Below are 23446 nucleotides of genomic sequence, written 5' to 3' on the forward strand. Positions count from 1 at the left end.
ATCGACTGATTGATCCGGCGTCGGCTCCACGTATCGAGCGAGGTGACGACGTCATGAGTATTTTTAGCCACTTCCAACAACGCTTCGAGTCCACCCAGCAGGAAGAACTCACGCTGCAGGAGTATCTTGAGCTGTGCAAAAAGGACCGCAGCACCTATGCGTCTGCCGCCGAGCGCCTGCTACTGGCGATTGGCGAACCGGAGCTGGTAGACACCTCCAACAACTCGCGGCTGTCGCGAATATTCTCCAACAAGGTGATCCGCCGCTACCCGGCCTTTGAAGACTTCCATGGCATGGAAGAATGCATCGACCAGATCGTCTCCTACTTCCGCCATGCCGCCCAGGGCCTGGAAGAGAAGAAACAGATTCTCTACCTGCTCGGCCCCGTGGGCGGCGGTAAATCTTCCCTGGCCGAAAAGCTCAAGCAACTGATCGAAAAGGTGCCCTTCTACGCGATCAAGGGCTCTCCGGTGTTCGAATCGCCCCTGGGCCTGTTCAACGCCACAGAAGATGGCGCGATCCTCGAAGAAGACTTCGGCATCCCACGGCGCTATCTCAACACCATCATGTCGCCCTGGGCCACCAAGCGCCTGGCCGAGTTCGGCGGCGATATCAGCCAGTTCCGGGTGGTGAAGCTCTATCCGTCGATTCTCAACCAGATCGGCGTCGCCAAGACCGAACCGGGGGATGAAAACAACCAGGATATTTCTGCGCTGGTGGGCAAGGTGGATATCCGCAAGCTGGAGGAATTCCCGCAGAACGACGCCGATGCCTACAGCTACTCGGGCGCACTGTGCCGGGCCAACCAGGGCCTGATGGAGTTCGTGGAGATGTTCAAGGCGCCGATCAAGGTGCTGCACCCACTGCTCACCGCCACCCAGGAAGGCAACTACAACAGTACCGAAGGCCTCGGGGCGATTCCGTTCACTGGCATCCTGCTGGCCCACTCCAACGAATCGGAGTGGCACACCTTCCGCAACAACAAGAACAACGAAGCCTTCATCGACCGGATCTATATCGTCAAGGTGCCGTACTGCCTGCGGGTCAGCGATGAAATCAAGATCTACGACAAATTGCTGTTCAACAGTTCCCTGGCCAAGGCCCATTGCGCGCCAGACACCCTGAAGATGCTCGCCCAGTTCACGGTGCTGTCGCGTCTCAAGGAGCCGGAAAACTCGAATATCTACTCGAAAATGCGCGTCTACGACGGGGAGAACCTCAAGGACACCGATCCCAAGGCCAAGTCGATCCAGGAATACCGCGACACGGCGGGCGTCGATGAGGGCATGAATGGCCTGTCGACCCGCTTCGCCTTCAAGATCCTGTCCAAGGTCTTCAACTTCGACCCCCATGAGATCGCCGCCAACCCGGTACACCTGCTCTATGTACTGGAGCAGCAGATCGAACAGGAGCAGTTCCAGGCTGAAACCCGCGAGCGTTACCTGCGCTTCCTCAAAGAGTACCTGGCGCCGCGCTATATCGAGTTCATCGGCAAGGAGATCCAGACCGCCTACCTGGAGTCCTACAGCGAATACGGCCAGAACATCTTCGACCGCTATGTGCTGTACGCCGACTTCTGGATCCAGGATCAGGAATACCGCGACCCCGAAACCGGCGAGATCCTCAACCGGGTAGCCCTCAACGAAGAGCTGGAGAAGATCGAAAAACCGGCCGGCATCAGCAATCCGAAGGATTTCCGCAACGAAATCGTCAACTTCGTACTGCGCGCCCGGGCCAACAACAACGGCAAGAACCCGACCTGGCTCAGCTACGAGAAGCTGCGGGTGGTCATCGAGAAAAAAATGTTTTCCAACACCGAGGATCTGCTGCCGGTCATCAGCTTCAACGCCAAGGCCAGCAAGGAGGACCAGCAAAAACACAACGACTTCGTCACACGAATGGTCGAGCGCGGCTACACCGACAAACAGGTACGGCTGCTCTCCGAGTGGTACCTGCGGGTGCGCAAATCGCAGTAAGGCAGCGACAGGCGTGCGCTGCCGGGCCCCTGGCCTGGCAGCTGACCGCTTGTCTCTAAGCTTCCAGCTCGCGGCTTGAAGCTTGTAACGTGAAGCTGCCCGGAGGGCTCCCTATGAGCTATGTGATCGACCGACGCCTCAATGGCAAGAACAAGAGCACGGTAAACCGCCAGCGGTTCCTGCGGCGTTACCGTGACCACATCAAAAAGGCCGTCGAAGAGGCGGTGAGTCGCCGCTCCATTACCGATATGGAGCACGGCGAGCAGATCAGCATTCCCGGCCGGGACATCGACGAACCGGTGCTGCATCACGGCCGCGGCGGCAAACAGACCGTGGTTCATCCGGGAAACAAGGAATTCACCACTGGCGAGCATATCCAGCGCCCTCAGGGCGGTGGCGGCGGCAAAGGCCCAGGCAAGGCCGGCAACTCCGGCGAAGGCATGGATGAGTTCGTGTTCCAGATTACCCAGGAGGAATTCCTCGAATTCATGTTCGAGGACCTGGAGCTGCCCAACCTGGTCAAGCGCAACCTGACCGGCACTGACACCTTCAAGACCGTGCGCGCCGGTATCAGCAACGAGGGCAACCCCTCGCGCATCAATATCATCCGCACCCTGCGTTCGGCCCATGCACGGCGTATCGCCCTGTCTGGCAGCAGCCGCGCCAAACTGAGGGAAGCCAAGGAAGAGTTGGCGCGCTTGAAGCGCGAAGAGCCGGACAACTTCGGCGATATCCAGGAAATCGAAGCAGAAATCGAGAAACTCAGCGCGCGTATCCACCGCGTGCCGTTCCTCGACACCTTCGACTTGAAATACAACCTGCTGGTCAAGCAACCCAACCCCAGCTCCAAGGCCGTGATGTTCTGCCTGATGGACGTTTCCGGCTCCATGACCCAGGCGACCAAGGACATCGCCAAGCGCTTCTTTATTCTGCTGTACCTGTTTCTCAAGCGTAACTACGACAAGATCGACGTGGTGTTTATCCGCCATCACACCAGCGCCCGCGAGGTCGACGAGGAAGAGTTTTTCTATTCGCGGGAGACCGGCGGCACCATCGTGTCCAGTGCTCTGAAGCTGATGCAGGAAATCATGGCTGAGCGCTACCCAGCCAACGAATGGAACATCTACGCGGCCCAGGCTTCCGACGGCGACAACTGGAACGACGACTCGCCCATCTGCCGCGACATCCTGATCAACCAGATCATGCCGTTCGTGCAGTACTACACTTATGTGGAGATTACCCCCCGCGAGCACCAGGCCCTGTGGTTTGAATACGAGCGCATCGGTGAAGCCTTCGCCGATACCTTCGCCCAGCAACAACTGGTCTCGGCCGGCGATATCTATCCGGTCTTCCGTGAACTCTTCCAGCGCAGGTTAGTGACATGACCGCCAAAGAGCATAAGCGCCAACCCATTTCCACGGGGTCCGAATGGACCTTCGAATTGATCCAGGCCTATGACCGGGAAATCAGCCGCATTGCGGCCGGTTATGCCCTGGATACCTATCCCAACCAGATCGAAGTGATCACCGCCGAACAGATGATGGACGCGTATGCCTCGGTGGGCATGCCCCTGGGCTATCACCATTGGTCCTACGGCAAGCACTTCCTCAGCACCGAGAAGTCCTACAGCCGCGGCCAGATGGGCCTGGCCTACGAAATCGTGATCAACTCCGACCCGTGCATCGCCTACCTGATGGAAGAAAACACCATCTGCATGCAGGCACTGGTGGTGGCCCATGCGTGCTACGGCCACAACAGTTTCTTCAAGGGCAACTATCTGTTCCGCACCTGGACCGACGCCAGTTCGATCATTGATTACCTGGTGTTCGCCAAGCAGTACATCATGCAATGCGAGGAGCGCCACGGGATCGACGCCGTGGAAGACCTGCTCGACTCCTGCCATGCCTTGATGAACTACGGGGTAGACCGCTACAAACGCCCTTACCCCATTTCCGCCGAAGAGGAACGGCTGCGGCAGAAGGACCGTGAAGAGCATCTGCAAAAGCAGATCAACGACTTGTGGCGCACCATCCCCAAGCGCGCCGACAAGAACAGCGACAAAGACAATGCACGCTTCCCCAGCGAACCCCAGGAAAACATCCTGTACTTCCTGGAAAAGCACGCCCCGTTGCTGGAGCCGTGGCAACGGGAGATCGTGCGGATCGTGCGCAAGATCGCCCAGTATTTCTACCCCCAGCGCCAGACCCAGGTGATGAACGAAGGCTGGGCTACGTTCTGGCATTACACCCTGATAAACGACCTCTACGACGAAGGGCTGGTGACCGACGGTTTCATGATGGAGTTCCTCACCTCCCATACCAGCGTGGTCTTCCAGCCAGGCTTCGACAGCCCCTACTACAGCGGCATCAACCCTTATGCCCTGGGCTTTGCCATGTACCGGGATATCCGGCGCATGTGCGAACACCCGACCGAGGAAGATCGCCGCTGGTTCCCGGAGATCGCCGGCAGCGACTGGCTATCGACCCTCAAGTTCGCCATGAGCAGCTTCAAGGATGAGAGCTTTATCCTGCAGTACCTGTCGCCCCAGGTGATTCGTGATCTCAAGCTGTTCAGCATTATGGATGACGACCTCAAGGACGACCTGCTGGTACCTGCCATTCACGACGAAGCCGGTTACCGCACCATCCGCGAGACCCTGGCGGCCCAGTACAACCTGGGCAACCGCGAGCCCAACGTGCAGATCTACAGCATCGATATGCGCGGCGACCGCTCCCTGACCCTGCGCCACCAGCAGCACGACCGCAAACCCCTGGGCGAATCCACGGATGAAGTGCTCAAGCACCTGCACCGGCTATGGGGTTTTGATATCCATCTGGAGACGCTGCAAGGCGACCAGATCATGAAAACCCACCATGTTCCGCCGCGCAACGAACACAACGACAACGACTACGGCCGCCTGGACCTGGCCGTGGTTCACCTTTGATGCAGCAATGCCTCCATTGGCCTGGCACAGGCGTTATCCTGTAGGGCTAATGGAGGCTTTTTCATGCAAATCTACAAAGTCGGCGGAGCGGTACGTGATCGCTTGCTGGGCATTCCCGTTACCGATGTCGATCGGGTCGTCGTAGGCGCCACCACCGAAGAAATGCTCGCCCTGGGCTATCGGCCTGTAGGCTCTGATTTTCCGGTGTTCCTGGACCCGAAAAACAACGAGGAGTACGCCCTCGCCCGTACCGAGCGCAAGAGCGGCCGGGGGTATGGCGGCTTTGTGTTTCATGCCAGCCCTGAAGTCACCCTCGAACAAGACTTGATCCGTCGCGACCTGACCATCAACGCCATGGCTGAAGACGACGACGGCAACCTGACCGATCCCTATCATGGCCAACGCGATCTGCAAGCCCGAGTGTTGCGCCACGTTTCCCCGGCGTTCGCCGAAGATCCCTTACGTGTGTTGCGGGTGGCACGGTTTGCCGCACGTTATGCCAGCCTCGGTTTCACTGTCGCCCCCGAAACCCTGGAACTGATGCGCCAACTCAGTGACTCTGGCGAACTGGATGCCCTGACCCCGGAGCGCAGTTGGAAGGAAATTTCCCGGGCGCTGATGGAAGATCAACCCCAGGTGTTTATCCAGGTGCTGCGCGACTGCCACGCCCTGAAAACCTTGCTGCCGGAAGTGGACGCGCTGTTCGGTGTACCCCAACCCGAAGCCCACCATCCGGAAATTGATACCGGCATCCATACCCTGAGCGTGCTGGAACAGGCAGCCCTCCACGCCCAACCCTTGACTGTGCGCTGGGCTTGCCTGCTGCATGATCTGGGCAAGGGCCTGACCCCTGTGGATAAGTTGCCCCGGCATATTGCTCACGAGCAGCGGGGCCTGAAGCTGATCAGAGCGGTCAATGAACGCTTCAAAGTACCGAAGGATTGCCAGGAACTGGCACTTTTGGTTGGCGAGTATCACACCCACGGCCATCGCGCCCTGGAGCTGAAAGCCTCGACCCTGCTGGAGTTGCTGCAGAGTTTTGACGTATTCCGCCGACCACAGCGTTTTGAAGAGTTTGTTGTCGCCTGCGAAATGGACGCACGGGGCCGCAAGGGCCTTGAGCAGCGAAGTTATCCACAGGCGGATTATTTACGCGGTGCTGCGCGGGTAGCACGGGGGGTGGCGGTGGCGCCATTGCTGGAGAAAGGCTTCAAGGGCCCGGAACTGGGTGAGGCTCTCAAGCGTGAGCGGCTCAAAGCCCTGAAAGCCTACAAAGAACACCATTCACTGCAGGAGCGGGGGGACGCCTAGTGCTTGCCCGCGCCTACAGAAGAGCGTCCGGGGTCAGTTGCCGGTCGCGCCATTTGAAGGCAACCGGGGCCAGCACCTGCTCAATCTGTGCATCCCGCCACAGCACGGCAAATGTCTTGCCCACTTCAGGATGCACACGCTCCGGCGCCATCAACGACAGCGGCCACAGCACAAAGGCGTTCTTCAGGATCTCTGCGCGCGGCAACACCAGCCCATCGAAATTCCCTGTCAGGTCGCCATACAGCAGCACATCAATATCCAGGGGCAAGCCCTTGCGATCCGGCGCGTAACGGCCATTGTCAGCCTCGATGACCTTCAACCTGCGGTCCAACTCCATCAACGACAGATCGGTATACGCCGACACCACCAGGTTGAAAAACGGCCCACTCTTGATCCCCACCGGCTGACTTTCGAACACGGCGGAACAACGCATATCGGTCAAAAAGCCATCTAACGCCTCAAGCCCCGCCTGCAAATGGGGCTCGCGCTCGATATTACTGCCAAGACCAAGGTAAACCTGAGTTAGCGACATCCGCGCTCGATCTCCACGCCCACGCCCTTGGCGGCCGGGACGGCACCGGGCTTGGTCAACTTGAGGTGCAGCCAGGGGATCTGGAACTCCTCCATCAAGACTTGCGCCAGGCGCTCGGCGAACGTTTCCACCAGTTGGAACTGCGCCTGCTCGGCAAACGCCTGGATGCGTGTGCAAACACTGGCGTAATCGAGGGCCAGGGTCAGGTCATCACCGGCTGCGGCGGGGCGATTGTCCCAGGCGAAACTCAGGTCCAGGCGCAGGCACTGACGGATACCGCGCTCCCAGTCGTAGGCCCCGATTACGGTGTCAACTTCCAGGCCTTCGATAAACACTCTGTCCAAGCACTCTTCTCCACAGCACGACAAGGGCGCAATGCCCCGTTAGAATCAAGGCGTCCTCGCCCGGAATAGTTAGCATGTCTTGGTTACTGGCGACCCTCGCCTACCTGCTCGGCTCGCTGTCCTTTGCCATCTTGCTCAGCCGCCTGACGGGAAATCCCGACCCGCGAATGAGTGGCTCAGGCAATGCCGGCGCCACCAATATGTTGCGCCTGGCCGGCAAGAAGCTCGCCGTACTCACGCTGCTTGGCGACGTGTGCAAAGGCCTTTTGCCCGTACTGATCGCCGATCTCGCCGGCCTCTCCCTGCAACAACAAGCCTGGATCGGTGTATGCGCCGTCCTCGGCCATCTGTTCCCGCTGTACTTTCGCTTTCGCGGTGGCAAGGGCGTCGCGACGGCGGCCGGCATGCTGCTGGGGATCTACCCACCGGCAGCCCTGCTAGCGGTGGCCGCCTGGCTGCTGACGTTCTACCTGACCCGCACCAGCTCCCTTGCCGCATTGATCGCCACGCCCCTGACCCTGCCATTGCTGGCCTGGCAGGAGCCGGCGGCCCTGCTGCCGATGAGCGTACTCACCCTGCTGATTGTATGGCGCCATCGCGGCAATTTACGCGACCTGTTTGCCGGGCGCGAACGGCATTTTTAAATACGCCGGCTGAACCCGCCTCATGTTCGTCGATCACAACGGCGGCAATTGCTCCATCGGCCAACGCGCCTGCACGCTGATGGCCAGGCTTTCATGCTGGCCAGCCTGCAACCGCTGGCAACCGGCGAAGGCGATCATCGCGCCGTTGTCGGTGCAGAACTCGGGGCGAGCGTAAAACACCTCGCCCTTGAGGTCGCCGAGCATTTTTTCCAGTGACAGACGCAAGGCCTTGTTGGCGCTGACGCCGCCAGCAATGACCAGGCGCTTCATGCCGGCCTGTTTCAAGGCACGCTTGCACTTGATGGTCAAAGTCTCCACCACCGCCTGCTGGAACGCCAGAGAGATGTCGCAACGGGCTTGCTCGCTGTCGTCCCCGGCGCTGACGCTTTGCTGCCAGGTGTTCAAGGCAAAGGTTTTCAAGCCACTGAAGCTGAACATCAGGCCAGGGCGATCACACATCGGGCGCGGGAAGGTATAGCGCCCGGCCACGCCTTTTTCCGCCAGACGCGCGATTTCCGGACCACCGGGATAATTGAGGTTCATCATCTTGGCGGTCTTGTCGAAAGCTTCACCGGCAGCATCGTCCAGGGTCTCCCCCAGCAGCGTGTACTGGCCGATTGCATCGACCTGAACCAGCTGCGTATGGCCACCGGAAACCAACAAAGCGACGAACGGGAACCCAGGCGGGTTTTCTTCCAGCATCGGCGCCAGTAAATGGCCTTCCATATGGTGCACGCCGAGGGCTGGAATACCCCAGGCAAACGCCAGCGCCTGGGCGCAGGAGGCCCCAACCAGCAGGGCCCCGACCAATCCCGGGCCGGCGGTATAGGCGATGGCATCAATCTCGGTGGCGACGCAACCGGCCTCGTCCAACACCTGACGAATCAGGGGCAGCATGCGTTTGACGTGATCCCGGCTGGCAAGCTCGGGCACCACGCCGCCGTAGGCCCGGTGCAGGTCGATCTGACTGAACAGCGCATCGGCCAAAAGCCCGCGTTCACTGTCGTAAAGCGCGACGCCGGTCTCGTCGCAGGAGGTTTCTAAGCCCAGTACTAACATGGGTTTGCGCCTTGTAGAGGCTGAATTCGAAGGCGCGCATAATAGTCGCCACTTCCCCTCCCGACTAGCGGTTTTCGATCAGAGGCTTTGCATTCCGGGCAATGAGGGGTTAACATCCGCAACCCTTAAAAACCGACGACCTCAGCCGCGAATTTTTTGCGACGAGAACGTTGATTCCCGGTAATGAAAGAAGGTAGCTCTGGATGCCAGCCGTCAAAGTAAAAGAGAACGAACCCTTCGACGTAGCTCTGCGTCGTTTCAAGCGCTCCTGCGAAAAAGCCGGTGTTCTGGCTGAAGTTCGTAGCCGCGAATTTTATGAGAAGCCAACTTCTGAGCGTAAGCGCAAAGCAGCAGCCGCTGTTAAGCGTCACGCCAAGAAAGTTCAGCGCGAGCAGCGCCGCGCCGTTCGTCTGTACTAATACACAGACGTTCGTAGCAAGCTTCTGCCAAGCCCGGCCCTCAGCCGGGCTGTTGGCATTTGCGGATATCGCTTGATGCTTCACCGTCGACGCCGCACATGCGACCGAGACAAAGCTTCACACGTCAGGACTGGCTCTTTTGCCAGCGGTGCGCGTCTCTTCTGACGAGCCTATCAAGGCTACTGACGAGCACACTTATTTTCCAAGCAGGCGATCAATAGGTCGACTGTGCCCCATGATGAGCTCCCGAGGCCGCACTGGCCGCGACCGGACTCCAGGGCAACACTTTCAAACACGTCGAAGACTGATTGGAACTACCGTCAGTGAACACTCGACAGATACACTTCCTGACAGCCCAAACAGACAATTGATGATCAAGCCGCCAACATGCGCGCCTTGAGTGCGTCACGGGCTCTCATTTACACGCAGTGATGACGAGAACGCCATGGCCGGGCTAATTCCCCAGAGCTTTATTGACGACCTTCTGAACCGCACCGACATCGTCGATGTTGTCAGCTCACGCGTGCAAATGAAAAAGGCCGGCAAGAACTACACGGCCTGCTGCCCATTCCACAAAGAAAAGACCCCATCGTTCAGCGTCAGCCCCGACAAGCAGTTCTACTACTGCTTCGGCTGCGGCGCGGGCGGCAATGCCCTCGGCTTTATCATGGACCACGACAACCTGGATTTCCCCCAGGCCGTCGAGGAACTGGCCAAAGCCGCCGGCATGGAAATCCCCCGCGAAGAAAGTGGCCGGCCGCACAAACCACGCCAGCCCACCGACTCGCCGCTGTACCCGCTGCTCACCGCCGCCGCCGAGTTCTACCGCCAGGCCCTGAAAAGCCATCCGCAGCGCAAGGCCGCCGTGGACTACCTCAAGGGCCGCGGCCTGACCGGGGAAATTGCCCGCGACTTCGGCCTGGGCTTCGCCCCGCCGGGCTGGGACAACCTGTACAAGCACCTGAGCAGCGACACCCTGCAGCAAAAAGCCATGATCGACGCCGGCCTCCTGGTGGAAAACGCCGAGACCGGCAAACGCTATGACCGTTTCCGCGACCGGGTGATGTTCCCGATCCGCGACAGCCGTGGCCGTATCATCGCCTTCGGCGGCCGAGTACTGGGTGACGACAAACCCAAATACCTGAACTCCCCGGAAACCCCGGTATTTCACAAGGGCCAGGAACTCTACGGCCTGTTTGAAGCGCGCAAAAACAACCGCAACCTCGATGAAATCATCGTGGTTGAAGGTTATATGGACGTGATCGCCCTGGCCCAGCAAGGCCTGCGCAATGCCGTCGCGACTCTCGGCACCGCCACCAGCGAAGAGCACATGAAGCGCCTGTTTCGTGTGGTGCCCAGCGTATTGTTCTGTTTCGACGGCGACCAGGCCGGGCGCAATGCGGCATGGCGTGCCCTCGAGGCCACCCTGCCGAGCCTGCAGGATGGCCGCCGCGCACGCTTCCTGTTCCTGCCCGAAGGCGAAGACCCGGACACCCTGGTGCGCTCCGAAGGCACCGACGCGTTTCGCGCGCGCATCCACCAGCACGCACAGCCGCTGGCCGATTATTTTTTCCAGCAATTGACCGAAGAAGCCGATCCGCGCTCCCTCGAAGGCAAGGCCCACATGGCCACCCTCGCAGCACCGCTGATCGACAAGGTGCCCGGCGCCAACCTCAAGGCCCTGATGCGCCAGCGCCTGCTGGAAATCACCGGCCTGAGCGGCGAAGCGGTCAGCCAGCTGGTGCACAGCGCGCCCCAGGACGCGCCACCGGCCTATGACCCGGGCTTCGACTACGATGCCATGCCGGACTACGCTGACTTCCACCAGCCCCAAGAAGCCTTTGTGCCTCAACAGGACTGGACGCCGAAGAAACCCGGCGCCGGCGGCAAGAAATGGGACAAGAAGCCCTGGAGTAAAAACGGCAAGCGCGGCGATCGCGACGAGGCCTACGCCCCGCGCACGCCGGTGGCCGTGGAGGCGCCGACGCTGATTGCCCTGCGCACCCTGATCCACCATCCGCAACTGGCGGGAAAAGTGGAAAGCGCCGAACATTTTGCCAACGAAAGCAACACCTATGCCCAGGTGCTAATTGCCCTGATCGAGGCCGTACAGAAAAATCCTAAGCTAAACTCTATTCAGCTTATGGCTCGCTGGCACGGCACGGAACAAGGCCGCTTGTTGAAGGCTCTCGCGGAAAAGGAGTGGCTAATTGACGGCGATAACCTTGAACAACAGTTTTTAGACACCATTACTAGGTTATCCGCGGGCCAGCACACGCAGACCCTCGATGAACTCATCAAGAGAGCAAGGCAGCCGGGATTGTCGGCTGAAGAGCAAATTCAGATAGCAAAACAGATGCGCGACCTCTTAAAACAGAATGTTTCCGCATCAAACCCGACCTCAGCTGGCGTGTGAGGTCATAGCTCGGGTATAATCCTCGGCTTGTTTTTTGCCCGCCAAGACCTTCAGTGGATAGGGTGTTATGTCCGGAAAAGCGCAACAGCAGTCTCGTATCAAAGATTTGATCCTCCTTGGTCGTGAGCAGAAGTATCTGACTTACGCAGAGGTCAATGACCACCTGCCTGAGGATATTTCAGATCCTGAGCAGGTGGAAGACATCATCCGCATGATTAACGACATGGGGATCCCCGTACACGAGAGTGCTCCGGATGCGGACGCCCTTATGTTGGCCGACTCTGATACCGACGAAGCAGCCGCTGAAGAAGCAGCCGCCGCGTTGGCAGCAGTGGAGACCGACATCGGTCGCACGACTGACCCTGTGCGCATGTATATGCGCGAAATGGGTACGGTAGAGCTCCTGACACGGGAAGGCGAAATCGAAATCGCCAAACGTATCGAGGAAGGCATCCGTGAAGTGATGGGCGCAATTGCGCACTTCCCAGGCACGGTTGACCATATTCTGTCCGAGTACACTCGTGTGACCACCGAGGGTGGCCGCCTGTCCGACGTCCTGAGCGGTTATATCGACCCGGACGACGGCATTACCCCGCCGGCTGCCGAAATACCGCCGCCTGTCGACCCGAAAGCCGTGAAAGCGGACGACGAAACCGACGACGACGAAGCTGAAGCCAGCACCGACGACGACGAAGAAGTCGAAAGCGGTCCGGATCCCATCATCGCAGCCCAGCGCTTTGGCGCGGTCTCCGATCAGATGGAACTGGCGCGCAAGGCCCTGAAGAAGCATGGTCGTGGCAGCAAGCAGGCAACCGCCGAACTGCTGGCCCTGGCTGAGCTGTTCATGCCGATCAAACTGGTACCGAAGCAATTCGAAGGCCTGGTTGAGCGGGTTCGTAGCGCCCTTGAGCGTCTGCGTGCACAAGAGCGTGCGATCATGCAGCTCTGTGTCCGTGATGCGCGCATGCCGCGTGCCGACTTCCTGCGCCAGTTCCCGGGCAATGAAGTTGACGAAAGCTGGACCGACGCACTGGCCAAGGGCAAAAGCAAATACGCTGAAGCCATTGGTCGCTTCCAGGCCGACATCGTTCGTTGCCAGCAGAAGCTGACTGCACTGCAGACCGAAACCGGTCTGACGATTGCCGAGATCAAGGACATCAACCGTCGCATGTCGATCGGCGAGGCCAAGGCCCGCCGCGCGAAGAAAGAGATGGTTGAAGCGAACTTGCGTCTGGTGATCTCCATCGCCAAGAAGTACACCAACCGTGGCCTGCAATTCCTCGACCTGATCCAGGAAGGCAACATCGGCTTGATGAAGGCTGTGGACAAGTTCGAATACCGTCGCGGCTACAAGTTCTCGACTTATGCCACCTGGTGGATCCGTCAGGCGATCACTCGCTCGATCGCCGACCAGGCCCGCACCATCCGTATTCCGGTGCACATGATCGAGACCATCAACAAGCTCAACCGTATTTCCCGGCAGATGTTGCAGGAAATGGGTCGTGAACCGACCCCGGAAGAGCTGGGCGAACGCATGGAAATGCCTGAGGATAAAATCCGCAAGGTATTGAAGATCGCTAAAGAGCCGATCTCCATGGAAACCCCGATCGGTGATGACGAAGACTCCCATCTGGGTGACTTCATCGAAGACTCGACCATGCAGTCGCCAATCGATGTCGCCACCGTTGAGAGCCTTAAAGAAGCGACGCGCGACGTACTGTCCGGCCTCACTGCCCGTGAAGCCAAGGTACTGCGCATGCGTTTCGGCATCGACATGAATACCGACCACACCCTTGAGGAAGTCGGTAAGCAGTTTGACGTGACCCGCGAGCGGATCCGTCAGATCGAAGCCAAGGCACTGCGCAAGTTGCGCCACCCGACGAGAAGCGAGCATTTGCGCTCCTTCCTCGACGAGTGATCACAAAACCCCCAGGCCCAGGCCTGGGGGTTTTGCTTTGTGCAGATTAAATCCTCCCCGCGTCACTCCCCCTCGCAATGCCCGTCTACACTCGAAATATTCCCCGTGCCATAACGAGACCGTTATGCCCAGACTGCCGACCGTGCTACTGCTGTCGCTGCTGACCTGGACCGCGACGGCTGGCGCGTTGACTCTCACAGATGAAGAGCATGGCTGGTTGGCGGACCACCCAGAGTTGCGCCTGGGCGTTGATGCCTCGTGGCCGCCGTTTGAATATCGCGATGAAGAAGGTCGCTATCAGGGCCTGGCCGCTGACTATGTGCGGCTGCTCCAGGAACGCCTGGGCATCAAGATCAAGCTGATAGAACCGGCCAACTGGAGCGCATTGCTGGAGCAGGCGCGGAACAACCAGCTCGACCTGTTGCCGGGCATCATGTCCACCCCGGAGCGCCAGGGCTTCCTCGCATTCTCCCGGCCTTACCTCGACTTCCCCATCGTCATTCTCGCCCATGAAGGCGGTGCCCAGCCCCGCTCCCTCAAGGACCTGTATGGCCTGAAGATCGCCGTGGTGGAGAACTATGCCCCCCACGAATTACTGCGCACCCACCATCCCGACCTGAACCTGGTGGCGATGCCCAATGTCAGCTCGACGTTGCAGGCCCTGGCCACCGATGAGGTGGACGCCGTCGTCGGCGACCTCGCCTCCAGCGTCTGGAGCCTGCGCCAGCTCAAGCTCGACGGCTTGTATGTCAGTGGCGAAACGCCCTATCGCTACCAACTGGCAATGGGCGTGCCTCGAGAGAACAAACTGCTGATTGGCATTCTGGATAAAGTGCTCGCCGACCTCAGCCCCAGCGAAGTTAACGAGATCCAGAAGCACTGGGTTGGCAATGTCATTGATCACCGGGCCTTCTGGGCCGACTTGCTGCTCTACGGCCTGCCTGCCGTGCTGCTGTTGAGTACCGTGCTGGCCATCGTCATTCGGATCAACCGCCGGCTCAGTTCGGAAATTTCCCGCCGGGTAGCCCTGGAGCAAAAACTGCGCAGCAGCGAATACCATTACCGTGGGCTGGTAGAGAGCCTCTCCGCCATAGCCTGGGAAGCTGACATCAACGATTTCACCTACAGCTACGTGTCACCCCACGCCGAAGAACTACTGGGCTATCCACGCGCTCACTGGCTGATCCCCGGCTTCTGGCGCAACATCATTCACCCCGCCGACCTGACCCGCGCCGACAGCTTCTGCCAGCAGGAAACCCGCGCCAACCGCGACCACAGCATTGATTACCGGGTGATCACCGCTGACGGCCGCTGCCTGTGGGTCAGGGACATTGTCAGCCTGATCAAGTATGGGCATGAGCCGGTTCTGCGTGGCCTGATGATTGATATCAGCGAGGCCAAGCGCACCGAGGAAGCGTTGCGGCTCTCGCAGGAGAAGTTCGCCTCGGTGTTCCAGCAGTGCCCGGACATCCTGGTAATCGCCCGCCTGTCCGATGGCTGTCTGCTGGAGGTCAACAAGGCATTCGAGGACCAGATTGGCCTGAGCGCCGCAGACGTCATTGGCAAGACCGCTACCGAGCTGAACATCTGGGGTATCCAGGGTGTGGGGCCCAACCTGCTCAAGCGCGTGCAGACCACCAGTATCCGCAACCTGGAGATGCCGTTCCTGCGCAGCAACGGCCAGGCGTTTACCGGGCTGATTTCTGCCGAACCCTTCCAGCTCGATACCACCGCAGCCTTGGTAGTGGTGGTGCGGGATATCACCCAACTGAAGGAAACCCAGCAACTGCTGCAGACTACCGAAGAGAAGTTCGCCAAGGCCTTCCACGCCTCGCCGGACGGCTTGTTACTGACTCGCCAGAGTGATGGCCTGCTGCTGGAAGTCAATGAAGGCTTTAGCCGTATCACCGGGTTCAACAGTGCGATGTCCCTGGACCAATCGACCCTGGACCTGGGCATCTGGGTGGACTTGAACGAACGCAAGCACATGCTCGAGCTGCTGCAGCGCGACGGCCTGGTGCGTGATTTCGTCTGCCATATCCGACGCAGTGACGGGCAGATTCGCCTGTGCGAGGTGTCCAGCCGCCCACTGCCCATCGGTGATGACGATTGCATGCTGACCATCGCCCGCGATATTACCGAACGCCAGTTGATGCAGGAAAAACTGCAACAGGCCGCAACAGTTTTCGAAAGTACCGCCGAAGGCGTATTGATCACCGATACCCGGCAGAACATCAGCGCCGTCAACCGTGCCTTCAGCGAAATCACTGGCTACAGCGAAGCCGAAGCCCTGGGCCACACCCCACGCCTGCTGGCTTCCGGCCTGCACGACAGCGCGTTCTACGCGGCGATGTGGCATCAATTGACCGCCAACGGCCACTGGCAAGGCGAGATCTCCAACCGGCGCAAGAACGGCGAGTTGTATCCCAGCTGGCTGACCATCAGCGCCGTGCGCAATCACGACCAGTCGATCACCCACTTCGTGGCGGTATTTGCCGATATCTCCAGCCTCAAGCACGCCCAGGCACGGCTTGACTACCAGGCGCACCACGACCCACTCACCGGCCTGCCCAACCGCACTCTGTTTGAGAATCGCCTGCAGGCCGCCCTCAATAACCAACAGGAAACCGGCAGCCAGGGCGCGGTGCTGTTTCTCGACCTCGACCGCTTCAAACACATCAACGACAGCCTCGGCCACCCGATTGGCGACCTGCTGCTCAAGGACATTGCCGTGCGCCTCAAGGAGCAGTTGCGCGATATCGACACCGTGGCCCGCCTGGGCGGTGACGAATTCATCATCCTGCTACCCGGCCTGCAACAAGCCAGCGACGCCCAGCACCTGGCCAATAAACTGCTGGCCTGCTTCACCCCGCCCTTCCAGGCGGGCGAGCACGAGTTCTTTATCAGCGCCAGCATCGGCACCAGCTTCTATCCCCAAGATGGCATCGACGTTGCCACCCTGGTCAAAAACGCCGATGCCGCCATGTACCGCTCCAAAGCCAAGGGCCGCAATCGGGTCGAACGCTACACCCAGGACCTCACCGCCCAGGCCAACGAGCGCGTCGCCCTCGAACACGAACTGCGGCGCGCCTTAGAGCGCGAAGAACTGTTTCTGTATTACCAACCCAAGCTGAGCCTGGAGACCCAACAACTGATCGGCGCCGAAGCCCTGATCCGCTGGCGCCACCCGACATTCGGCGACGTGCCTCCCGAACACTTCATCGCCCTGGCCGAAGAAAACGGCATGATCCTGCAAATCGGCGACTGGGTCCTGGAACAGGCTTGCCGACAACTGCACCAGTGGCGCAAGTCCTATGACTACTTTGGCCCACTCTCCGTCAACCTCGCCGGTGCCCAACTGCGCCACCCCAACCTGCTGGGGCGCATCGAGCAACTGCTCCGGGACAACCACTTGGAGCCCGGTTGCCTGCAACTGGAAATCACCGAAAACTTCATCATGAGCCAGGCCGAAGAAGCCCTGGAAGTACTGCATAAACTCAAGCGCCTGGGCGTACAGCTGGCCATCGACGACTTCGGCACCGGCTATTCATCCTTAAGCTACCTCAAGCGCCTGCCCCTGGACTTCCTGAAAATCGACCAGTCCTTCGTCCGCGGCCTGCCCGATGACCCCCACGACGCCGCCATCGTGCGCGCCATCATCGCCCTGGGTCACAGCATGCAATTCACCATCATCGCCGAAGGCGTAGAAACCCTCGCCCAACAGGCCTTCCTCACTGACGAAGGCTGCGAACAAATGCAAGGCTACATCGTCAGCCTGCCCCTGCCCCCCGACATATTCGCCGCGACCTTCCTTCACATGACCCATTCGGATTTTTCGGATAGCACAGTGGAGAAACCATCGTTATAATCCGCGACCTACTGAGGGCCTATAGCTCAGTTGGTTAGAGCAGGGGACTCATAATCCCTTGGTCGTAGGTTCGAGTCCTACTGGGCCCACCATACTCAAAGCCGCGCACTGCGCGGCTTTCGTGTTTCTGGCGGAACCACCTCAGATACAGTCCTATGGTCCAAGGGTACAATTTAGGTACAGTGCTGGTTCGCCAGCCGCCTAGGAGCCCCCTCTCATGGCTACTCTCGTCAAAACTCCTTCCGGCACCTGGAAGGCCCTGATTCGCAAAACTGGCTGGCCAACCGTGGCCAAAACCTTCCGTACCAAGCGTGATGCGGAGGACTGGTCTCGACGTACCGAAGACGAAATGGTCAGAGGTGTGTATATCCAGCGCAGCGGCTCCGAGCGCATGACACTGGAAGCAGCCCTCAAGCGCTACCTGAGCGACATAACCCCCACCAAGAAGCCCTCCACTCAACGTGGCGAAACCTCGAAAGCCAAGAAACTCATCGAGCACCTGGGCAAATACTCACTGGCTGCCCTATCTGCTGAAATCATCGCCAGCTATCGCGACAAGCGCCTGAACGAACCTAGCCGTGGTGGGACCATCAGCAACAACACCGTGCGCCTCGAACTGGCCTTATTGAGCCACCTGTACACGGTAGCGATTCAGGAGTGGGGTTTGGGTCTGACGTTCAACCCAGTGCTGAACATCCGGAAGCCAAGCCCTGGGGATGGTCGTGACCGAAGATTGTCGCCGGAGGAAGAACGCCTTCTGCTTGCGGCAGTGAATCGACACAGCAACCCTATGCTGGGTTGGATTGTTTGCATCGCTCTGGAAACGGGTATGCGCTCGTCAGAGATCTCATCCCTACGTCGCCCTCAAGTGGACTTGGCAAAGCGCGTCATACGTCTCTCAGACACAAAGAACGACGGCTCGCGCACCGTGCCTCTCAGCAAGCGTGCCACCGAAGTATTCAAAGCTGCGATGGATAACCCGGTACGACCGATCGACTGCAACCTGGTGTTTTTTGGTGAGCCTGGAAAGGACAAGAAGCGTCGACCGTATACCTTCACGAAAATTTGGGGGCAGCTTAAGAAAAAGCTCGATCTACCAGACTTCAGGTTTCACGACCTGCGTCATGAGGCAGTGAGTCGGCTCGTCGAAGGCGGGTTATCTGATCAAGAGGTTTCTGCCATCAGTGGTCATAAGTCGATGCAGATGCTCAAACGATATACTCATCTTCGAGCTGAGGATCTGGTGGATAAACTGGACAAGATCTCAAGATGACTCAGTTCTTATAAAAAAATCTAAAAAAATGCGACTATTTTTATAGTCGCATCACCGAGAACTAAAAAACACTAGCAAACACCCGGCACATATAGACCTTATCAGACAGCCACCACTTAACTTAAAAACCAATATAACCAACCCAGGGCTACCAAAACGTATAAGGCAGTCAACCAAGATACTATATATTGGTAGTTTCGACGCACCAACCAATTTGACAATACGCCAATCCCCCTCAAGAATTCGCAGACCTTCTCCAGAAACTGCGAACTTACACATGACAACTGAAGAATATCTACTTAATCGTTTCGGCCCGTTAATGAGCATCCCAGACATTGCCATCCTATTAGGCCGTTCGCCTGATGGAGTAAGGGTCTCCCTATATTCAGATACCGATATTTCGCGAAAACTCAAACCGGCAATGATCCGAATCGGACGCCGAGTATATTTTAGAACAATGCAGATCAACGACACCTTCAACCTAGACCTTGAGGTGAGCCCACAGGACAGTTTGCTATGAGCCATCAGTTCTATGACTTCGTCTGGGAACACCATTTCGGTTCTCCGACCGAAAAACTTATAATGCTTAGATTAGCAAAACATGCAGACGAAAATGGAAAAAGCTGGCCAAAAATTCAAACCCTCGCAAAATTTTGCGGTGTTTCCTCCAGGACAGTGCAGCGCCAAATTAAGGAGTTTGAACGCGCAGGCCTATTAGAAATTCGAAAAGAATATCGTGACGATGGCGGCCAAACAACGAATCGATACTTTATAACGCTCCCTTCTGTCAAAGCCATGCTACCCAGTGACAGAGGTGTCATAGGGGGGGTGTCACCCACGTCACCCCTGCCCCAGACAGCAATATGTCACACGGGGGATGACACAGCGGTGACACCCCAAGAACTACCAACAGAAGCAAAAATAGAAATACAACAACTAACTCATGATGAACTGCAATATCCGGCAAGGCTAAAAGCGAGTGATCAAGTGTGGATCATTAAACTTCTGCAGGGTGTGCCACACCAGGATGCTCAGCTACTCCTTGACGAGCTCACAGCAGCGCTGAGCGCTGGAAGAATCAAAGGAACATCATCACGATGGTTCTACGGACTACTTCAAAACTACAATAAAGGGAATTTTTGCCCACTAGCCAGGCCGAGCAAACCGGAACCAACGCCCAGCAAGCGTATTATTGATGAGGTGGAAGAGTTAAAACCTCGAAGTGAAATTGGTGCCAGCGCTCTGAACATTTTGAAAAGAAAAGTCCTGAACAAAACCTCGCATTAACAACTGAGCCACTCAGAGCACCACGGAGGATAACGATGTCACTTTATTTCAAGCAACTTGAAAGCTACTGCGATAGCCTAGACAGAGTTGGTAACATTCAGGTTATCTTGCGCGCCCACTACAAGAACGGATTTGCCCTTAGCGTTTCCGATGGAGTAGTCGACCACACAATCACCGACGAAGAAAACCAGCCATATTTTTTCAGAACGGTGGAGATGGCACTGGATGAGCTAGCAAACATCCCCTATCTATCGGAACAAATTATGATCGACCGGAAATTTTGGTCCTAAGAATAAGAGTCAATAACCAATCACAGCCAACCCAACCAGAACCAGTACTTCATCTGGGCATCCCTTCTACTAACAATCGCAAATACCCGAGCGCATAAGGCATAGCCTTTTGTCCGCACATAATTAATGGAGTAATAAAATGATTTCATATGCTTATTTACCCATGCTCGTCCTGAGCGCATTCCTGATCATATCCATCCGTAGATTTTGGATCTGCGCTGATAGCATGGGGTTTATGCGCGAACTCTCCCGACGCGCACCAGCGCTGCTACAGCGCGACATCATGGCGGCAGTCCTTGCACTGGTGCCTGTCTCTATGGCGATCATCGACTGGTTTGGCATAACCCTTCCCAGGCAATCAGAACCTCTGCCTCCCCTACTAGGCGTCATCTTGGGAGCTGGCAGCCTGGGTGCCTCAGTTGCCGTACTGCAGAACACTCTCAATCGACTTGCTGGAAGCTGGGCAGGCACAAGAGAAAGCGTTCTACGCACCATAGCCGCGCTGCAAATTATCGAATCCACTGAGCTAGGCTATAGCGCCCATGCCCACGTACACCGTCACACAAAATCAATTCACGCTGAACGGATCCTCAACGTCATTCAATCCAAGGAAGAAAAATGAAATCTCTCCTGACTACCACCGCGCTCCTAATGATCGTTACCGCCATGCTCTCAGGCTGTGGCAAGCAAGAGTCCGTGCAGACGGTTGATTGGTACAAAGCAAACTCGCCTGAACGATTGAAGGTTTTGGAAAGGTGTCGCGCCAATCCTGGCGAGCTTGCTCTGACTCCGAACTGCGTCAATGCGAAAATCGCCGCGAACGCGTTAGTGCTTGAGAACCGGGAGTACAAGCACCGTGAACCTATGAATTTCTCTTCTCAGGGAAAATAGAATGGCGACCAAAACAGGAATATTTGAATGGATAGGAGGGTCAATGGATCAAACCCTCCATACGTTCATCAGCATCACTTCGAGTCGAGTGATTGAGGATTTCACACTCACCGTGACGATAGGCGGGACCCTATATTTAACGATGGTCGGCTACATGATGATCACCGGAACGATTGAGCAGTCGGCCTCTCACTTTCTCAAAACCTGCGGGAAATTTCTGCTCGTCAGCGGCTTGGCTATGAACGCCGACACCTACATGTCGTGGGTGGTCGAGGCATTAAGGGGGCTTGAAACAGGAGTAACAGCCGCCTTCACAGCGACGAGTGAGTCATCACCCTCAGGCTCAGTTTTCCAAGTCATCGACAAGGCAATGTCGGACGGCTGGCAGATAGGTGCAGACATGTTGTCGAAAATGGGACAACGCCACTCCTACGAAATCGGAATGATTATGTGGGATGGGCTGAACGCCCTGATCGTCTATGCCGCTACGCTCCTCATCGCAGTTCCAGCAGGAGCTATGATTATTGTCGCAAAAGGAATGCTATCGATCATGCTCGGAATCGGGCCAGTCTTCATCATGATGCTGCTGTTCGGACAATTCACGTCTAAGTGGTTCGATAGCTGGTTCGCCCAGGTTATTACCTACATCATGCAAACGGCGCTGGTCAGTACGGTTCTCAGCTTTGGGATCAAATACTTTTCCTCGATAACTGCCAGCATATTGGCAAACCCAGCCGATTACCCAATCGCAACGTTCCTTGAGCTACTGGTTACAACTATCGTCGTGCTCTACATGATGTATCAAGCCCATGGCGTTGCAGGAGGCCTTGCAGGAGGTATATCTAGTGCGGCACTGACCTTACGCGGAATCGCAAGCGGCGCCTTGGCACCTATCACTAAAGGGCTCAACAGGCAGTCAACAAGGCGTGACATGCAGTCGGGGCAGATGGTCACAGCTGGACGATTGAACCACCTCGCGGCTGGCAATACAGCCTGGAATCCAGCGTACCGACAGCACGTCATGCAGAACATGGGCAAGAACTGGGGAAGTGCTACTGGGGGCACAGTAAATCAGTAGCCCCTGACGCACGACTGATCAGACCTCGTTTCGGCGGGGTCTTTTTCTGAGTACTTTCAGCAAGCGGATGACGGGTCAAGGGGTTGGTGCGGCCCGCAGAAGCGAAGCGACGAGGACTCGGCCCCTTGACGCGGCAGAAGCGACCAACGCTCACGGCAAGGGTGGAGGGGATCAAGGCCGGAGGCCTCCCCTGCACCCTTGACGACAGAGGGCGACTCGCTCCCTTCCCGCTCGCGGGAAGGGCGGGGGGATGGGCAATTCTAAAATCCGTTAACCGATTGTAAATAAACGACTAATACCAAAAACAAGACAGTTTCAGCGCGCCTCTGATTGATGTTCAGTCATAAGGCGCATTGACCCCGCCCCGGAAACAAAGCTCACGGAAGGCGAATGCAACACGTCTAGGAAAACTCCGCGCGTTGCTTGGGCCCCCCCTTCGGTTGCATCCCGCGTCCGAACTTGCCGGACTGGCTGCGGGGGCAGGTACGGCGGGCAGAGCCCTTGACCTCCCCCTTGCCATAGGCTCAGTGCTTACTGTGGCATCAAGGGTGCGGCTACGCCCGGCATCCTCACCCGTTCGGTGCTCGCCTTCGGCTCCGCTCCGCATGCGGCTTCCGGTGCCGCCCTTGACACCACATCCAGCTAAAACCTTGATACTTTGGTACGCACCTAAGACATAGCGCTAACGCGCTCCTGCGTTCAACCAAACAGCGAGAAATCCACATGACCTCAAACAACCAAGAGCCAACGCAGCACCAAGGAAGCACCGAAATTGAAGCCGTAGATACGAAGGAACTGGAGCATCAGATTTCTGAGGCAGAGCAGAACGAGCGTAAGGATGCTGTCGCCTTTGCCAATGCATCCATTGGCCTTTCTGGATTCGAAACCTCAGACGAAATGAGACACCTTGGTCAGCGCTATATCATTGGCGAAATTGACCTGAACAAATTTGTCACGCTCTCGCAGAAGATGCTTCCTGATAGGGGCGATTCTCAGTCATCAGGAACGCAGTGAGCTTTGCGAAAAGCTTGTTCATGAACAAGGAATGGAATGCATGGAGATCTAATGCAGGATAGGCAAATCGCCGGGTAAGCGTATGACAAAGTACTCCCGTAGCAGCGAATCTCTTGTTCATGAACAAATACTGGGGCCCATGGAGATCTAGTGCAGGATAGGCATTGCCCGGTGTGCTGTGC

The 23446-nt window shown here is 57.5% G+C and carries 20 protein-coding genes and 1 tRNA gene; 18 read left to right on the forward strand and 3 right to left on the reverse strand.

What is annotated here, in order from left to right:
* Positions 1-53: 53 nt before the first annotated feature.
* From PSH80_RS24305 to PSH80_RS24320, 4 genes are all read left to right on the forward strand, one after another.
* Positions 54-1976, forward strand: a complete 1923-nt coding sequence (locus tag PSH80_RS24305; protein ID WP_017739508.1) for a PrkA family serine protein kinase — start codon at positions 54-56, stop codon at positions 1974-1976.
* 113 nt (positions 1977-2089) lie between these two features.
* On the forward strand, positions 2090-3361 hold the full coding sequence (locus PSH80_RS24310) for a YeaH/YhbH family protein (RefSeq protein WP_057444302.1): 1272 nt from the start codon (positions 2090-2092) through the stop codon (positions 3359-3361).
* Positions 3358-4920, forward strand: a complete 1563-nt coding sequence (locus tag PSH80_RS24315) for a SpoVR family protein (protein ID WP_057960791.1) — start codon at positions 3358-3360, stop codon at positions 4918-4920. The genes PSH80_RS24310 and PSH80_RS24315 overlap by 4 nt, the downstream gene beginning before the upstream one ends.
* A 63-nt stretch (positions 4921-4983) precedes the next feature.
* A complete protein-coding gene (locus PSH80_RS24320; RefSeq protein WP_057960792.1) occupies positions 4984-6231 on the forward strand; it encodes a multifunctional CCA addition/repair protein in 1248 nt (415 codons plus the stop codon).
* 13 nt (positions 6232-6244) lie between these two features.
* Here the strand turns inward: PSH80_RS24320 and folK are convergent, their stop codons facing one another.
* Together folK and folB are read right to left on the reverse strand one after the other, a co-directional pair.
* Positions 6245-6763 carry a 2-amino-4-hydroxy-6-hydroxymethyldihydropteridine diphosphokinase gene (gene folK / locus PSH80_RS24325; protein WP_057960793.1) on the reverse strand — a complete coding sequence of 173 codons (519 nt, stop codon included), beginning with the start codon at positions 6761-6763 and terminating at the stop codon, positions 6245-6247.
* The gene (gene folB / locus PSH80_RS24330) at positions 6754-7107 is read right to left on the reverse strand and encodes a dihydroneopterin aldolase (protein WP_057440310.1); all 354 of its coding nucleotides are present in this window, start codon (positions 7105-7107) and stop codon (positions 6754-6756) included. The genes folK and folB overlap by 10 nt, the downstream gene beginning before the upstream one ends.
* A gap of 74 nt (positions 7108-7181) precedes the next feature.
* Between folB and plsY the strand changes: the two genes are divergently transcribed.
* Entirely contained in the window at positions 7182-7751 is a 570-nt protein-coding gene (gene plsY, locus PSH80_RS24335; RefSeq protein ID WP_057440309.1) for a glycerol-3-phosphate 1-O-acyltransferase PlsY, read from the forward strand.
* Between the two features lie 33 nt (positions 7752-7784).
* Here the strand turns inward: plsY and tsaD are convergent, their stop codons facing one another.
* Positions 7785-8810, reverse strand: coding sequence for a tRNA (adenosine(37)-N6)-threonylcarbamoyltransferase complex transferase subunit TsaD (tsaD, locus tag PSH80_RS24340; RefSeq protein WP_057960795.1), 1026 nt, complete (start codon positions 8808-8810; stop codon positions 7785-7787).
* Positions 8811-9013: 203 nt separating this feature from the next.
* Here tsaD and rpsU point away from each other — a divergent pair, with 203 nt between their 5' ends.
* The 13 genes from rpsU (at position 9014) to PSH80_RS24405 (ending at position 23264) form a co-directional block, all read left to right on the forward strand.
* Positions 9014-9229 carry a 30S ribosomal protein S21 gene (rpsU, locus tag PSH80_RS24345; RefSeq protein ID WP_002551877.1) on the forward strand — a complete coding sequence of 72 codons (216 nt, stop codon included), beginning with the start codon at positions 9014-9016 and terminating at the stop codon, positions 9227-9229.
* A 445-nt stretch (positions 9230-9674) separates the two neighbouring features.
* Positions 9675-11645 carry a DNA primase gene (gene dnaG, locus PSH80_RS24350; RefSeq protein ID WP_057960796.1) on the forward strand — a complete coding sequence of 657 codons (1971 nt, stop codon included), beginning with the start codon at positions 9675-9677 and terminating at the stop codon, positions 11643-11645.
* A gap of 67 nt (positions 11646-11712) precedes the next feature.
* The gene (rpoD, locus tag PSH80_RS24355; protein WP_057444304.1) at positions 11713-13563 is read left to right on the forward strand and encodes an RNA polymerase sigma factor RpoD; all 1851 of its coding nucleotides are present in this window, start codon (positions 11713-11715) and stop codon (positions 13561-13563) included.
* A gap of 124 nt (positions 13564-13687) precedes the next feature.
* Positions 13688-17431 carry a bifunctional diguanylate cyclase/phosphodiesterase gene (locus tag PSH80_RS24360; RefSeq protein WP_198792497.1) on the forward strand — a complete coding sequence of 1248 codons (3744 nt, stop codon included), beginning with the start codon at positions 13688-13690 and terminating at the stop codon, positions 17429-17431.
* 15 nt (positions 17432-17446) lie between these two features.
* Positions 17447-17523, forward strand: a tRNA-Ile gene (locus tag PSH80_RS24365).
* Positions 17524-17648: 125 nt separating this feature from the next.
* Positions 17649-18704, forward strand: a complete 1056-nt coding sequence (locus PSH80_RS24370; RefSeq protein ID WP_305418574.1) for a site-specific integrase — start codon at positions 17649-17651, stop codon at positions 18702-18704.
* 277 nt (positions 18705-18981) lie between these two features.
* Positions 18982-19224, forward strand: a complete 243-nt coding sequence (locus PSH80_RS24375) for a plasmid-related protein (RefSeq protein ID WP_305418576.1) — start codon at positions 18982-18984, stop codon at positions 19222-19224.
* Positions 19221-19991: a helix-turn-helix domain-containing protein gene (locus PSH80_RS24380; RefSeq protein ID WP_305418578.1), complete on the forward strand. Its 771-nt coding sequence runs from the start codon at positions 19221-19223 to the stop codon at positions 19989-19991. Before PSH80_RS24375 ends, PSH80_RS24380 begins: the two co-directional genes overlap by 4 nt.
* Before the next feature lie 35 nt (positions 19992-20026).
* A complete protein-coding gene (locus tag PSH80_RS24385) occupies positions 20027-20281 on the forward strand; it encodes a hypothetical protein (protein ID WP_305418580.1) in 255 nt (84 codons plus the stop codon).
* Positions 20282-20420: 139 nt separating this feature from the next.
* Entirely contained in the window at positions 20421-20903 is a 483-nt protein-coding gene (locus PSH80_RS24390) for a hypothetical protein (RefSeq protein ID WP_305418582.1), read from the forward strand.
* A complete protein-coding gene (locus PSH80_RS24395; RefSeq protein ID WP_305418584.1) occupies positions 20900-21172 on the forward strand; it encodes an EexN family lipoprotein in 273 nt (90 codons plus the stop codon). The genes PSH80_RS24390 and PSH80_RS24395 overlap by 4 nt, the downstream gene beginning before the upstream one ends.
* A gap of 43 nt (positions 21173-21215) precedes the next feature.
* Positions 21216-22250 carry a type IV secretion system protein gene (locus PSH80_RS24400; protein WP_305418586.1) on the forward strand — a complete coding sequence of 345 codons (1035 nt, stop codon included), beginning with the start codon at positions 21216-21218 and terminating at the stop codon, positions 22248-22250.
* 723 nt (positions 22251-22973) lie between these two features.
* Entirely contained in the window at positions 22974-23264 is a 291-nt protein-coding gene (locus PSH80_RS24405) for an antitoxin VbhA family protein (RefSeq protein ID WP_305418588.1), read from the forward strand.
* The last annotated feature ends 182 nt before the right edge of the window (positions 23265-23446 follow it).

It is taken from the genome of Pseudomonas sp. FP818 (assembly GCF_030687335.1).
Classification (GTDB): Bacteria; Pseudomonadota; Gammaproteobacteria; order Pseudomonadales; family Pseudomonadaceae; genus Aquipseudomonas; species Aquipseudomonas shahriarae.

Coding starts and splice junctions, on each gene's coding strand:
- dnaG (WP_057960796.1), top strand. CDS start 9,675: ATGGCCGGGCTAATTCCCCAGAGCTTTATTGACGACCTTCTGAACCGC.
- tsaD (WP_057960795.1), bottom strand. CDS start 8,810: ATGTTAGTACTGGGCTTAGAAACCTCCTGCGACGAGACCGGCGTCGCG.
- PSH80_RS24400 (WP_305418586.1), top strand. CDS start 21,216: ATGGATCAAACCCTCCATACGTTCATCAGCATCACTTCGAGTCGAGTG.
- plsY (WP_057440309.1), top strand. CDS start 7,182: ATGTCTTGGTTACTGGCGACCCTCGCCTACCTGCTCGGCTCGCTGTCC.
- PSH80_RS24305 (WP_017739508.1), top strand. CDS start 54: ATGAGTATTTTTAGCCACTTCCAACAACGCTTCGAGTCCACCCAGCAG.
- PSH80_RS24375 (WP_305418576.1), top strand. CDS start 18,982: ATGACAACTGAAGAATATCTACTTAATCGTTTCGGCCCGTTAATGAGC.
- PSH80_RS24380 (WP_305418578.1), top strand. CDS start 19,221: ATGAGCCATCAGTTCTATGACTTCGTCTGGGAACACCATTTCGGTTCT.
- folK (WP_057960793.1), bottom strand. CDS start 6,763: ATGTCGCTAACTCAGGTTTACCTTGGTCTTGGCAGTAATATCGAGCGC.
- PSH80_RS24310 (WP_057444302.1), top strand. CDS start 2,090: ATGAGCTATGTGATCGACCGACGCCTCAATGGCAAGAACAAGAGCACG.
- PSH80_RS24315 (WP_057960791.1), top strand. CDS start 3,358: ATGACCGCCAAAGAGCATAAGCGCCAACCCATTTCCACGGGGTCCGAA.
- PSH80_RS24360 (WP_198792497.1), top strand. CDS start 13,688: ATGCCCAGACTGCCGACCGTGCTACTGCTGTCGCTGCTGACCTGGACC.
- PSH80_RS24390 (WP_305418582.1), top strand. CDS start 20,421: ATGATTTCATATGCTTATTTACCCATGCTCGTCCTGAGCGCATTCCTG.
- rpsU (WP_002551877.1), top strand. CDS start 9,014: ATGCCAGCCGTCAAAGTAAAAGAGAACGAACCCTTCGACGTAGCTCTG.
- PSH80_RS24385 (WP_305418580.1), top strand. CDS start 20,027: ATGTCACTTTATTTCAAGCAACTTGAAAGCTACTGCGATAGCCTAGAC.
- PSH80_RS24320 (WP_057960792.1), top strand. CDS start 4,984: ATGCAAATCTACAAAGTCGGCGGAGCGGTACGTGATCGCTTGCTGGGC.
- rpoD (WP_057444304.1), top strand. CDS start 11,713: ATGTCCGGAAAAGCGCAACAGCAGTCTCGTATCAAAGATTTGATCCTC.
- PSH80_RS24395 (WP_305418584.1), top strand. CDS start 20,900: ATGAAATCTCTCCTGACTACCACCGCGCTCCTAATGATCGTTACCGCC.
- PSH80_RS24370 (WP_305418574.1), top strand. CDS start 17,649: ATGGCTACTCTCGTCAAAACTCCTTCCGGCACCTGGAAGGCCCTGATT.
- PSH80_RS24405 (WP_305418588.1), top strand. CDS start 22,974: ATGACCTCAAACAACCAAGAGCCAACGCAGCACCAAGGAAGCACCGAA.